The 12,461-nt window shown below is 69.2% G+C and carries 10 protein-coding genes; 5 read left to right on the top strand and 5 right to left on the bottom strand.

Features of this window, described 5'->3' with window-relative positions; all coding sequences use genetic code 11:
• The first annotated feature begins 138 nt into the window (after positions 1-138).
• The 3 genes from ACLJPX_RS11545 to otsB all read left to right on the top strand — a co-directional run bounded on the left by ACLJPX_RS11545 (position 139) and on the right by otsB (position 5,807).
• Positions 139-1,704 (top strand): threonine/serine exporter ThrE family protein, encoded by a 1,566-nt coding sequence (locus ACLJPX_RS11545; protein ID WP_410600073.1) that lies wholly within the window; start codon positions 139-141, stop codon positions 1,702-1,704.
• A gap of 82 nt (positions 1,705-1,786) precedes the next feature.
• Entirely contained in the window at positions 1,787-3,238 is a 1,452-nt protein-coding gene (locus ACLJPX_RS11540) for a trehalose-6-phosphate synthase (protein ID WP_101611008.1), read from the top strand.
• Between the two features lie 40 nt (positions 3,239-3,278).
• Entirely contained in the window at positions 3,279-5,807 is a 2,529-nt protein-coding gene (gene otsB / locus ACLJPX_RS11535) for a trehalose-phosphatase (protein WP_410600072.1), read from the top strand.
• Between the two features lie 67 nt (positions 5,808-5,874).
• Here otsB and ACLJPX_RS11530 read toward each other — a convergent pair whose 3' ends face one another.
• The 4 genes from ACLJPX_RS11530 to ACLJPX_RS11515 form a co-directional block, all read right to left on the bottom strand.
• The gene (locus tag ACLJPX_RS11530; RefSeq protein WP_410600071.1) at positions 5,875-6,147 is read right to left on the bottom strand and encodes a MoaD/ThiS family protein; all 273 of its coding nucleotides are present in this window, start codon (positions 6,145-6,147) and stop codon (positions 5,875-5,877) included.
• The gene (locus ACLJPX_RS11525) at positions 6,148-7,200 is read right to left on the bottom strand and encodes a WD40/YVTN/BNR-like repeat-containing protein (protein ID WP_410600070.1); all 1,053 of its coding nucleotides are present in this window, start codon (positions 7,198-7,200) and stop codon (positions 6,148-6,150) included.
• Positions 7,201-7,413: 213 nt separating this feature from the next.
• Positions 7,414-8,370, bottom strand: a complete 957-nt coding sequence (locus tag ACLJPX_RS11520) for a glycoside hydrolase family 6 protein (RefSeq protein WP_410600069.1) — start codon at positions 8,368-8,370, stop codon at positions 7,414-7,416.
• 119 nt (positions 8,371-8,489) lie between these two features.
• Positions 8,490-9,149 carry a C39 family peptidase gene (locus tag ACLJPX_RS11515; protein WP_101611013.1) on the bottom strand — a complete coding sequence of 220 codons (660 nt, stop codon included), beginning with the start codon at positions 9,147-9,149 and terminating at the stop codon, positions 8,490-8,492.
• 158 nt (positions 9,150-9,307) lie between these two features.
• Here ACLJPX_RS11515 and ACLJPX_RS11510 point away from each other — a divergent pair, with 158 nt between their 5' ends.
• Positions 9,308-9,949: an RNA polymerase sigma factor gene (locus tag ACLJPX_RS11510; protein ID WP_410600068.1), complete on the top strand. Its 642-nt coding sequence runs from the start codon at positions 9,308-9,310 to the stop codon at positions 9,947-9,949.
• 10 nt (positions 9,950-9,959) lie between these two features.
• Positions 9,960-11,063 (top strand): hypothetical protein, encoded by a 1,104-nt coding sequence (locus ACLJPX_RS11505; protein ID WP_410600067.1) that lies wholly within the window; start codon positions 9,960-9,962, stop codon positions 11,061-11,063.
• On the opposite strand, the gene radA is transcribed toward ACLJPX_RS11505, so the two are convergent.
• Positions 11,060-12,418 carry a DNA repair protein RadA gene (gene radA, locus ACLJPX_RS11500; protein ID WP_101611014.1) on the bottom strand — a complete coding sequence of 453 codons (1,359 nt, stop codon included), beginning with the start codon at positions 12,416-12,418 and terminating at the stop codon, positions 11,060-11,062. The two genes, ACLJPX_RS11505 and radA, sit on opposite strands and share 4 nt — an antisense overlap.
• Positions 12,419-12,461 lie beyond the last annotated feature (43 nt).

The raw sequence follows: 12,461 nt of genomic DNA, 5'->3' as shown, positions 1-12,461 counted from the left end.
TGATCTTCGTCGGACGTGGTGGACGCCACTTCGGGTTACCTGCAACGGTCGGGCCGCCGGGCCCGATGGTCCTCGGGAAAGTCCTTTGGAACAACGGACCCGACAGCCCTGCGAACCGAGTGAGGAGGTGGATCGATCATGAAGATCAACGAGCACACCAAGGGGGCCCAGAGCGGCAGACGCGGTGACGACAGGAACCAGGACGAAACACCCGAACGTGGCGAATGGTTACTGGAAGCCCCGCGTCAGCGTGACGGTGAGCGATCGATCCACCAGGCTCGCTCGCACCGCCCGAACCTGCTGCGCCGCCGCGCCTGGCAGATCCTCGAAGCCCCGACGGCCGAGCAGCCCGCCGTCGACGGCGACGAGGCGATGGGCCCGAAGCCGCCCGACGACTCGACGGTCAACTTCGTCCTGGACCTCGCGCTGCGCATCGGCGAGGTCCAGATGTCGAGCGGCGCCGGCGCTTCCGACGTCACGGCGACGATCATCGCGCTGACCTCCGCGCTCGGTCTCCCGCACTGCGAGGTCGACGTGATCTTCACGTCGATCACGGTCACCTGCCACCGCGGCACCGACATGGCGCCGGTGACGGCGCTGCGCGTGGTCCGTTCGCGCAGTCTCGACTACACGCGGCTCACCCAGACGGAGACGCTGGTCCGCAGGATCGTCCGCGGGAACATCGGCGCCGAAGAGGCCCAGCAGGAACTCCAGCGGATCACGACCGCGCCGCACCCGTACCCCCGTTGGGTGGCCACGGCCGCCTGGGGCGGGCTGGCCGGGTTCATCACCCTGATCCTCGGCGGCAGCATCGACGTCGCGCTGGTCGCGATGGTGATCAGTGCCGTCATCGACCGGCTCGGCCGCTTCCTGAACCGCTTCGCGCTGCCGTTCTTCTTCCAGCAGGTGATCGGCGGCCTGGTCGCGACCCTGTCCGCGATGGCGATAGTCAGCAGCAACCTGCTCACCACGAACAAACCCACGCTGGTCGTCGCCGCGGCCGTCACCGTGCTGTTGTCCGGCCTCTCCACGGTTTCCGCCGTGCAGGACGCCATCACCGGCTACTACGTCACGGCGGCCGGGCGCACGATGGAAACCGCGCTGATGAGTGCCGGGCTGATCGCGGGCGTGGTGCTCGCCCTCAAGATCGCACTGCTCCTCAAAATGCCGCTCACGCCGCTGCCCGAGGTCATCTCCTCGACGCCGCAACAACTTCCGATCATCGTCATCGGCAGCATCGGCGCGTCCGCCTGCTTCGCGCTCGCGTCGTATTCGACGATGCGCGCGATGATCGTCGCGGGAGCGGCGGGCGCGATCGGCGGCGCGGTGTACGGCGCGCTGATGCTGACCGATTTCGAGGCGGTCAGCTCGTCCGCGATGGCCGCGACGCTGGTGGGTTTCTGCGGCGGTGTGCTCGCCAGGCGACTCAAAGTGACGCCGCTCGTGGTGGCTGTGTCCGGCATCACGCCCCTCCTTCCCGGCCTCTCCACCTATCGTGGTCTATACCAATTGGGCGTCGAGCAGGGCGGGAACATCTCGACGCTGATGACCGCGGTCGCGATCGGGCTTGCCCTGGCAGCGGGTGTGGTCCTCGGCGAGTACCTGGCGCAGCCGGTGCGCACGGGGCTCGGCAGGCTCGAACGCAAGTTCGCCGGGCCGCGGATGGCGGGACCGATGGAACCCGCCGAGCGACGCTTGGAGTGATCGCGCGACGACCGGCCGTCTCGCGAGCTCGCGATAGGGTCCTTCCCTAGGGCAGCGACCCGCGATTTCGAGGGAGCGGCTGGTGGACGAAGTGAACTCCGAGACGGGCAGAACGGCATCCGCGGATTTCGTGGTGGTGGCGAACCGGCTCCCGGTGGACCTCGAACGGACCGCCGACGGGAGCAGGCGCTGGACGGCGAGCCCCGGCGGGCTGGTGTCGGCGCTCGAGCCGTTCCTGCGGTCCCGCAAGGGCGCCTGGGTCGGCTGGCCGGGCGTGCCCGACGTCGAGGTCGAGGAATTCGACGACGACGGCCTGGTCCTGCACCCGGTCTCCCTGACCTCGGACGACGTCCGCGACTACTACGAGGGCTTCTCCAACGCGACGCTCTGGCCGCTCTACCACGACGTGGTGGCGCGGCCGGTGTTCGACCGGAGCTGGTGGGAGTCCTACGTCCGGGTGAACCGGCGCTTCGCCGAGGCGAGCGCGAAGGTGGCCGCCGAGGGCGCGACCGTCTGGATCCAGGACTACCAGCTCCAGCTGGTCCCGGCGATGCTGCGCGAACTGCGCCCTGATCTCCGGATCGGGTTCTTCCTGCACATCCCGTTTCCCCCGGTCGAGTTGTTCATGCAGATGCCGTGGCGGACCGAGATCGTCCGCGGCCTGGTCGGCGCCGACCTCGTCGGATTCCACCGACCGGGTGGCGCGCAGAACTTCCTCTGGCTGGCCAGGCAGCTGGCCGGTCTCGAATCCAGCCGCGGCGCGGTCGGCATCCGCACCCGTCCCGGCCTGATGCAGGTCGGCGACCGGACGGTGCGGGTCGGCGCGTTCCCGATCTCCATCGACGCCATCGGTCTCGACAAACTCGCCAAGACCAAGGGCGTCGCCGAACGCGCCGCTCAGCTGCGGCGCGATCTGGGCAATCCGAAGAAGGTCCTGCTCGGCGTCGACAGGCTCGACTACACGAAGGGCATCGACCTGCGGCTGCAGGCGCTGCACGAGTTGCTGCACGAAGGCCGCGTCCGCCCGGAGGACGTCACGTTCGTCCAGCTGGCCACGCCCAGCCGCGAGCGCGTCGAGCACTACCAGCGGATGCGCGGCGACATCGAGCAGATGGTCGGGCGGATCAACGGCGAATTCGCCCGCGTGGGTCACCCGGTCGTGCATTATCTGCATCAGTCCGTGAACCGGACGGAACTGGCCGCGTTCTTCTCCGCGGCCGATGTCATGGTGGTCACTCCCCTGCGTGACGGGATGAACCTCGTCTGCAAGGAGTACGTCGCCTGCCGCCACGACCTCGGCGGCTCGCTCGTGCTGTCCGAGTTCGCCGGCGCCGCGGCCGAGCTGACCAGTGCGCTCCTGGTCAACCCCCATGACCTGGACGGGGTGAAGAACGCCCTGGAGACTGCCATTACGCTCGACCCCGCAGAGGGACGCCGCCGTATGCGCGCCATGCGTCGACAGGTCCTCACGCACGATGTCGACCGATGGGCGCGCTCGTTCCTCCAGGCGCTCGGCGGAGAATCGACGGACTGAGACTTCCCCCATACCCCGCATAGTTCCCGAGGAGAAATCGTTGACCGCCGAGGCACTGCCCGCCGAGCTGCGGCGCGCGATTGTCCAGGTCGCGCGCACCCCGCGGCTGCTGGTCGCCTGCGACTACGACGGCACGCTGGCCCCGATCACGGCCAACCCGGACGAAGCCCGTCCGCTGCCCGAATCGGTGGGTGCGCTCAGGTCGCTGGCCGGCCTGCACGAGACGACCACCGCGGTCATCTCCGGCCGCGCGTTGCGCGATCTCGCCACCCTTTCCCGTCTTCCCGCCGAGGTGAACCTGGTCGGCAGCCACGGGTCCGAGTTCGACATCGGCTTCATCCACGCGCTCGACGAAAAGGCCCGCGAGCTCCACAGACGGCTTGAAGCCGAGCTGGAGAACCTGGTGCTCGACGTGCCGGGTGTCTCGCTCGAGGTCAAGCCCGCGAGCATCGCGGTGCACGTCCGCCGCGCCGAGCACGAGGCGGGCCGCCGCGTGCTTCGCGATGTCCACAATGGACCTTCGAAGTGGGAGGGCGTGTCCACCACCGACGGCAAGGAGGTCGTCGAGCTCGCGGTCGTCCAGACGGACAAGGGCCGCGCGCTGGACACCCTGCGCCACCAGGTCGGCGCGACCGCGGCGATCTTCCTCGGCGACGACGTCACCGACGAGAAGGCGTTCGCCCGGATTTCCGGCCCGGACCTCGGCGTGAAGGTCGGCGAGGGCGAAAGCCTCGCGCAGTACCGGGTCCCGGACACCGTCGACGTCGCGATGGCGCTCGCCTTCCTGCTCGAAGAGCGCCGCAACTGGCTCTACGGCGAGCAGGCGCCGCCGATCGAGCGCCTTTCCATGCTGGCCAACGAACGTTCGGTCGCGCTGGTCACGCCGGACGCCCGGCTGACCTGGCTTTGTCACCCAGGCCCCGACGCGCCCGCGGTGTTCGCGGACCTGCTCGGCGGCGCCGGCGCGGGACACTTCTCGATCAGGCCGCACCGCAACGGCCTGCCGCTCGGGCAGCGCTACCTGCCGAACACGATGACGGTCGAGACCCGCTGGTCCCGGCTGCTCGTCACCGACTACATCGAGCCGGAAAGCCCCGCGCACCGCACGGATCTCGTCCGGGTGATCTCGGGCGAGGCGGCGGCGGAGATCGTGTTCGCGCCCCGGCCCGAATTCGGCGGCGTGCCGGTGAAACTGGTCGCCAGCGGCGACGGGATCCTGGTGCAGGGCACCTCGGAGCCGTTCGCGCTGCGTTCGCCCGGCGTGGAGTGGGAGATCACCTCCGACGGCATGAACGACACCGCGACCGCGCTCGTCACCCCGTCACCGGAGAGCCCGGTGGTGCTGGAACTCCGTTGCGGCACCTCGGATCTCGCCGCGCACGAACTGTCCGAAGTGGAGCGACGGTCCCGCGCTGGCGACTACTGGAGCACCTGGGCGCAGACGCTCAAGCTGCCCAGCGTCCAGACCGACCTCGTCGGCCGCTCGGCGCTGACGCTGCGCGGGCTGGTCAACACCGACACCGGCGGCGTGCTCGCGGCGGCGACGTCGTCGCTGCCGGAGGAGATCGGCGGCGTCCGCAACTGGGACTACCGGTACTGCTGGATCCGCGACGCGGCCATGACCGTGCGCGAACTGGTCCACCTCGGCTCGACCGAGGAGGCCGAAGGCTATCTCCGCTGGCTGCACGGCGTACTGTCCACTTTGGCCGGTCCGGAACGGCTGCACCCGCTGTACACCTTGGCGGGCAGCGTGATCGGTGCCGAAGCGGTCATCGAGTCGCTGCCCGGATACGCCGGTTCGCGGCCGGTCCGCGTCGGCAACCTGGCGAACCACCAGGTGCAGCTGGACGTCTTCGGCCCGGTCGTCGAACTCGTGCAGACCCTGGCGGCGGCGCGCGGCGAACTGCGCGACGAGGACTGGCAGATGGTGCGCGCGATGGCCGAGGCCGTCACGCGGCGCTGGAACGAGCCGGACCACGGCATCTGGGAAGAGCGGCACGTGCCGCGCCACCGGGTGTACTCGCGGGTGATGTGCTGGGTGACCATCGACAGGGCCATCAAGCTGGGCGAGGTCTACGGCCGTCAGGTGCCGGGCGCGTGGCCCTCGCTGCGCGACGAGATCGCCGCCGACGTGCTGGACAAGGGCTGGAACGAAGAGGTCCAGGCCTTCACCACCGCTTATGACGGAACGGACCTCGACGCCGCGTCGCTGTTCGTCGGGCTGACCGGGCTGATCGATCCGGCCGACCCGCGGTTCCAGTCCACGGTGACCGCGATCGAGGCGGAGCTGCGCAGTGGGTCCACTGTGTACCGTTACCGCCGCGACGACGGCCTTCCCGGCGGTGAGGGCGGCTTCCACATCTGCGCGGCTTGGCTCATCGAGGCGTACCTGCTCACCGGGCGGCGCACCGAGGCCGAAGAACTGTTCACGCAGATCGTCGACGCCGCGGGCCCGACCGGCCTGCTGCCCGAGCAGTTCGACCCGATCGCGGAGCGCTCGCTGGGCAACCACCCGCAGGCGTACTCGCACATCGGGCTGATCCGCTGCGCGAACCTGCTTTCCCAGTAGCGCGAACCCCAGGTCAGGAAAGGGGCTTTCAGGACGAATTCCGTCCTGAAAGCCCCTTTCCTGACACTCAGCCGCCCGCGACGGACGGGATGATCTGGACCTCTTCCGCCCCGGCGAGCGAGGTCTTCGCGCCGTCGAGCCGACGGCACTCCTCACCGTCCACGTAGAAGTTCACATAGCGCCGCAGCGCACCGGTTTCGTTACGCAGACGGCGTTCCAGCGCGGGGAACTCGGCACCGAGCGAGTCGAGTACGGCGTCGAGCGTCGAGGCGTCGACCTCGAACGTCCCCGTTCCGCCCGCGAGCGGCCGCAACATCGCGGGCAGCAGGACCCGGACCACCTAGACCACCTGGGCCCGCACGCACAGCACGTCCGGAAGATGCGCGGCCACCTGATGCCAGGTGTCGCCTTCGTCGGGACTGGCCCACACCTCACCGGACCGCGTGCCGAAGTAGATCCCCGCCTCCTGATCGACGCACATTCCGTCCCGGAGCACACCGGCGTAGAAGTCCTTGTCCGGCAAGCCGGTTCCGAGCCCGGTCCAGGTCTCGCCCGCGTCCTCGCTGCGATGGACGCGACAACGGCCGTCCGGCGGGAAACGGAGAACGTCGGCCACCAAAGGGAAGTTGTAGACGGTGTCCGGTTTCGCCGGATGGACGACCATGGCGAACCCGAAGTCGTTCGGCAGGCCGCCGGCGATGGACTTCCAGGTCCTCGTGTCGTCGTCGCTGCGGTAGACGCCGCCGTGATTCTGCAGGAAGAACCGTTCGGGGCGAGCCGGATGCATCGCGACCTTGTGCACGCACTGCCCGAACTCGGGCTCCTCGTCCGGCAGGAAACCCGCGCTGATCCCGCGGTTCGACGCCGTCCAGCTCTTGCCGCCGTCCTCGGTGCGATAGACACCGCCCGTCGACATGGCGACGGTGATCCGCCCGGGATCCGCCGGATGCGGCAGGATCGTGTGCATCATCTGGCCGCCGCCGCCGGGAGTCCAGTGTGGACGGTGCTCGTGGTCCCACAGCCCGCGCACGAGTTCGAAGGTCTCACCGCCGTCCTCGGACCGGAACAGCGCGGACGGCTCGGCGCCGGCGTAGACGACGTCACCGGCGACCACGATCTGCCAGATGCCTTCGAGCGCGGTCCCGGTGTCGGCGGGGAAGGCCACCGGCGCGTGATCCGGCTCGGTCCAGGTCTCGCCGAAGTCCTCGGACGTCGCGATCGTCGGTCCGAAATGCTCGTTGACCGCGGCGGCGTAGACCTTGGACGGGGTCAGCGCGACCGCCCGGACGGCCTCCATCGGGAACTTCGGCGCGGAGAGTTCCCAGTGCTCCCTGTCCTCACCGCGGGCGAGGAACAACCCCTTCCTGGTCCCGATCGCCAGCTGGAACTCCACGACGCCGTCCTCCTCGGTCCGATGGTGTGACTGAGGTCACCGTACTACCGAAGCGCGTGAAGGCCCCCTTCCCTGGGCTGAGCCGAGGGAAGGGGGCCTTCACGCGTGGTTGGAGTCGTCGCGCCGGCTGCAGTCCAAGGGGTCGTGGCCTTCGCCTTCTCGGGAGAACGAAGGTCACAGACGAACAGCCGGCGCGACGGGTTCGGGGGCGGGTCAGGTTCCGCTGATCAGGCGCAGCGCCAGGTCGGAGCTGAACTGCCCGGCTTCGACGTTCGGCGCGATCCCGCACTTGCCGTCGGAGTCACCGGGCACCTTGACCCAGAGCAGCATCTCGGCGCCGCCGCCGGTCTGCGAGGGCGTGCCGAGCTTGCGCCCGGCCGGGTTGCACCACTCGGCGCCCTTGGGGCCGTTGCCGTTGCGGCTCGTGTCGATCACGAACGGCTTGGTGTAGCCGTACTTGCTCGACAGCGCGGCGCTGACGGCCTTGCCGTAGTTGGCCGAGTCGGTGGTGGTCTTGTAGTTCGACACGTTGATCGCGAGACCGCGGATCGACTTCACGCCGACGGCGTTGAGCCGGTCGGCCATGGTGGCGGCGGGGATCCAGGTCGAGTTGCCGCCGTCCATGTAGGCCCAGGTGTTCGGGGCCTTCGCGGCGAACTGCTCGGAGGCGAACTTGAGCAGGTCGAGGCGGGTCTGGCGCTCACCGGCCGGCAGGCAGTCGACCTGCGCGAGCGCGTCCGGCTCGATGATGACGACCGCGGGCTTGCCGCCGATGCCGTCGGCGAAGTTCGAGATCCAGGTCCGGTACGCCGCGGGGCTGCCCGCGCCGCCACCGGAGTGCCCGCCGCAGTCGCGGCCGGGGATGTTGTAGGCGACCAGGATCGGCAGCTTGTCCGCCACGTCCGCGGCGTAGGTGTAGCCGTCGACGGCCTTCTTGACGTCGCCGCTCCAGTTGCCGAACCACCGCGCGCCCGCCTTGGTGGAGATGGCGGCCTTGATCTTGTCGGCGGTGCCACCCGGGTGGTCCTTCACCCAGACGGCGGGGTTGGAGTTCGGGTCGACGTAGAAGCCGTTGGTCTTCTCAAGGGGGTTGCCGTCGGCGGCCTGGGCCGGCGCGGCGATGAGGGCCAGCAGTGAGGCGGCCAGCAGACCGAGCGTCTTGATGCGCATGCTTTCGATCTTCGAACCCGCCCGTACAAGATTCGTACAACCCGCGTTTCGTCCTCTGCTCGCGGTACTTTACTTGCACGCGCAAGTACCGCATCGAGAGGACGAAACGCGGGAGGGGGTCAGGCCGAGTAGCCCTTCGGCGGGATCAGGGTGGCGAGCTGGTTGAAGGTGAGCCAGTAGATCTGGTTGCCGCCGAAGTTGGCCGGGTCGGCGATCTTCACCGTCATGTTGTCGCTGTTGTAGCCGATGATCGTGAAGTAGTGGTAGATCGTGTAGTTCGGGTAGCCCGGCGGGTGGTTGTTCGCCGGGGCGACGATGTTCGCGACGAGCGCGTAGCCCTTGTCGACGTCCAGCACGATGTCGCGCCACAGCAGGTCGCGCTGCGCCTGGGTCGGCGGGTCGTTCGGCATCTCCTTGGTCTCGTACCAGCCGCCCGCGACGTGGTTGTTGAGGACGCGGGTGACCTGGCCGATCCAGTCTGTGCCGTTGGTGCTGGTCGGGAGCTCGTTGGCGAGCTGCTGCTGGCTCGGCGGGTTGCCGTTCTTGGCCGAGATGGCGATCCGGGTGGCGGCCGGGCCGCACCAGTAGCCGGTCTCCTGGATCTGGTACTGGATGTTGAGCTCCGCGGCCGCCTTGACGCCCTCGACCTTGGCGGGCGGCGCCATCGAGTTCACGAAGCCGGGATCGGTGGACTTCTCTTGGGCGACGGCCACGGCCGGTGCGGTGATCAGTGCGGACACCGCGAGCGCGGCGACTACCGCGGACTTGAGTCTGCGCATGGTAATCCTTCCCCAGTTTCACTTTTTATCGGTGAATAGTGAACAGGATCGTCCCTGCGGCGGCTTTTGTCTTGATCTCCACCTGCGCTTTCCCCGAACGGCCCACGACGAAAGTAGGATCGAATGAACGCTCGAGGGGCCATCGGGCAAGAGCGATCGTGCAGGTGATGAAAAACGATCACGAGCAGACGGGCTCGCGGGGCCTGGACAGGCCGGATCTCGGTGGTCCCGACCCAGCGCCCGTCTTCGGCGTGCTCTTCGACGCTCACGCGGCCCCGTTGCAGCGCTATCTCGCCCGTCGTGTCGGCACCGAAACCGCGCACGACCTCGTCGCCGAGACGTTCCTCGTGGCGCTCCGGCGGCGAGAGACCTATCGCCCGGAGGCCGGGACGGCACGGGCGTGGCTCTACGGCATCGCGACGAACCTGCTCCGGCACCACGTCCGCACCGAGACCCGCGCTCTCGCCGCGACTGCCCGGCTCGCGGCCGCCGCGCCCCTGATCTCGACGGGACACGACGGCCGCGTCGCTGAGCGGGTCGACGCGCAGACCCGCGCGGCCCAGCTGGCGGGCGCGCTGGCCGAACTGAGCGTCGCGGACCGCGACACCCTGCTCCTGGTCTCCTGGGCGGGCCTGGACCCCGGCGAGGCCGCCGAGGCGCTGGGCATTCCCGCGGGAACGGTCAGATCCCGGCTGCACCGGATCCGAAGATGGTTGCGCGCCAACGCACCGGAGATCACATCTGAGTCCACAAAGGACGGCTCGAGCGGCGAGGAGGATGGCGACAGTGCACGGCGGTAGCATCAGGAAGGTGTGGTCCGACGCCGAACTCGACGAGGCGCTGGCCGACCTCCATTCCGAACCGGACGTCCGTCAGGACGAGCTGGCCCGCGCCAAGGCTTCGCTCCTTCGCGCCGCGGGCGAGGTCGTCCTCCTCCCCGAGGCAGCGCCGCCCGCGGTGAAGAAACGACCGGGCTCGTGGCGGTGGATCGCGGCCGCGGCCGCCGCGGCGCTGGTGTCCGGCGGGGGGATCGTGGCGACGAACGCCTTCGTCGGCGAAGACGGCCAGGACCCCGCCGCCCACTCGACCGTCGCCCCGGACATGGGCCCCCTGAAGGACTTGCGCGGCTCCGACCTCCCCCTGACCGGTAAGCAGTACTGGCTTTCCACCGAGTCGAGCTGGGTGACGTGGGTCGGCAGGAAGAGCGAGGTGATCTACCAGACACACGAGATCACCGAGCGGTGGCTGCCATCGGACTGGGGCTTCAAGCATCTGACGCGGTTCACCAGGACCGGCGAAATCCGCTGGATCAAAGGCGACTACGAGACGGCGAAGGCACAAGGCGAGTCGATCCCCGGCGCGACGGTCTCCACCGCCTGGGAAGGCTCGGGACAGCGGCCGACAAATGAACCGGCTTCCAGTACGACCACGACGAGCCCACCGCCGAACGGACCCGTCTCCACCCAGCGGGACGAACCTCCGCGAAGCAACTGGATGCTGCTGAGCAAGGAATTCCTCGAAGGGCTGCCCACCGACCCGGCGAAGCTGCTCGAACGGCTGCGCCACGAGAGCAAGGACGGCAAGGAGAACACGGCACCCAAGATGTTCGACATGGCTCTCAGCGTCATGCGTTCGTCGCACGGCTACAGCGACCTTCGGGTGGCACTGTGCAAGGCGCTCGCGAACGCCCCGGGCATCACGCTCGAGACGAACGTGACCACCTCCGACAACCGTCCGGCCATCTCGTTCTCCGTCCGGGACACCGACCAGACCAAGACGTTCGTCGTGGACCTGGCGACGGCGCATGTCGCGGGCTACAGCGCCGCACGGAACCGGTCCGATCCCAGTTTTCCGGGGCTGTCGATCCACGAGACGACGGTGACGACGCAGATCACCGACCGCGAGGGTCCCTAGCGCGCGTGTTTGGCGGCGTTGAGCGCGCTTCCGACGTCGCCCACCTCCAGCACCCGGATACCCGGCGGCATCTTGCCGGAGTCCGGCGGCACCAGCGCGTAGGTGAAGCCGAGCCGGGCGGCCTCCGCGAGCCGCCGCCCGACGCTCGGCACCCGCCGGACCTCACCCGACAGCCCGACCTCGCCCATCGCGACGAGCTTGGGTGAGAGCGGCGTGTCCGTCGCCGAAGAGATCAGGGCCAGCACCACCGCCAGGTCGATCCCGGGCTCGGTGATCTTCATCCCGCCGACCGTCGCGACGTAGACGTCCTTGTCACCGACCTTGAGTCCCGCCCGCTTCTCCACCACGGCCAGCACCATCGCGACACGTGCCGAATCGAGACCGCTCACCGCGCGCCGGGGCTGCGGTGCCTGTGTCGCCGAAACCAGCGCCTGGACCTCGCCCAGCAGCGGCCGTTTGCCCTCCATGGTCACCGTGACGGCGGTGCCCGCGACCGGCTCGGAAGTGTGACTCAAGAACAGGCCCGACGGGTCGGGCACGCCCACGATGCCTTCCTCGACCAGTTCGAAGCAGCCGATCTCGTCCGCGGCGCCGAAGCGGTTCTTGATCCCGCGCAGCATCCGCAGCGTCGAATGCTTGTCGCCCTCGAACTGCAGGACGACGTCGACCAGGTGTTCCAGCACCCGCGGCCCGGCGACCGAGCCGTCCTTCGTGACGTGACCGACCAGCACGATCGGCAGTCCGCGTTCCTTGGCCAGCGCGACCAGCCCGGCGGTGACCGCGCGGACCTGGGTGACCCCGCCCGGCGCGCCCTCCACCTGTGGCGAGGCCATGGTCTGGACCGAGTCGACGATCAGGACTCCCGGTTTGACCGCGTCGACGTGGCCGAGGATCGCGGAGAGATCACTCTCGGCCGCGAGGAACATCTCGTCGTGGACGTTGCCGGTGCGCTCGGCACGCAGGCGTACCTGTCCCGCCGACTCCTCGCCCGTGACGTACAGCGCGCGGCCCGCGGTGGCCGCCCATTGATAAGCGACCTCCAGCAGGAGGGTCGACTTGCCGACGCCGGGCTCCCCGGCGAGCAGGATGACCGCGCCCGGCACGAACCCGCCACCGAGCACGCGGTCCAGTTCGGAGACGCCGGTGGGCTTGGCACGTGCCGTTTCGACGTCGACCTCGCCGATCGGGCGGGCCGGGGCGCTGGGCGCGCCTGCCGCGACCCTGGCTATCGCCGGGCGGGCGTCGCCGCGTTCCTCGAGCGTTCCCCATGCCTGGCACTCCGGGCAGCGCCCGACCCACTTCGGCGCCTCGTACCCGCATTCACCGCAGCGGTAGGTGCTGCCTTTCTTGACCACTCCGCGAGGCTAGCCGCCACCACCGACAAACCCGGGCAGCACG

Source organism: Amycolatopsis sp. lyj-90 (assembly GCF_046549035.1).
Taxonomy (GTDB): Bacteria; Actinomycetota; Actinomycetes; order Mycobacteriales; family Pseudonocardiaceae; genus Amycolatopsis.
The sequence above is the reverse complement of the archived record's forward strand: the minus strand, read 5'-3'. Positions and strand labels throughout refer to the sequence as shown.

Bases quoted from the DNA above. Each gene is read 5' to 3' on its own strand.
- ACLJPX_RS11545 (WP_410600073.1), top strand. From the start codon at position 139: ATGAAGATCAACGAGCACACCAAGGGGGCCCAGAGCGGCAGACGCGGT.
- ACLJPX_RS11520 (WP_410600069.1), bottom strand. From the start codon at position 8,370: ATGCGCATCAAGACGCTCGGTCTGCTGGCCGCCTCACTGCTGGCCCTC.
- ACLJPX_RS11515 (WP_101611013.1), bottom strand. From the start codon at position 9,149: ATGCGCAGACTCAAGTCCGCGGTAGTCGCCGCGCTCGCGGTGTCCGCA.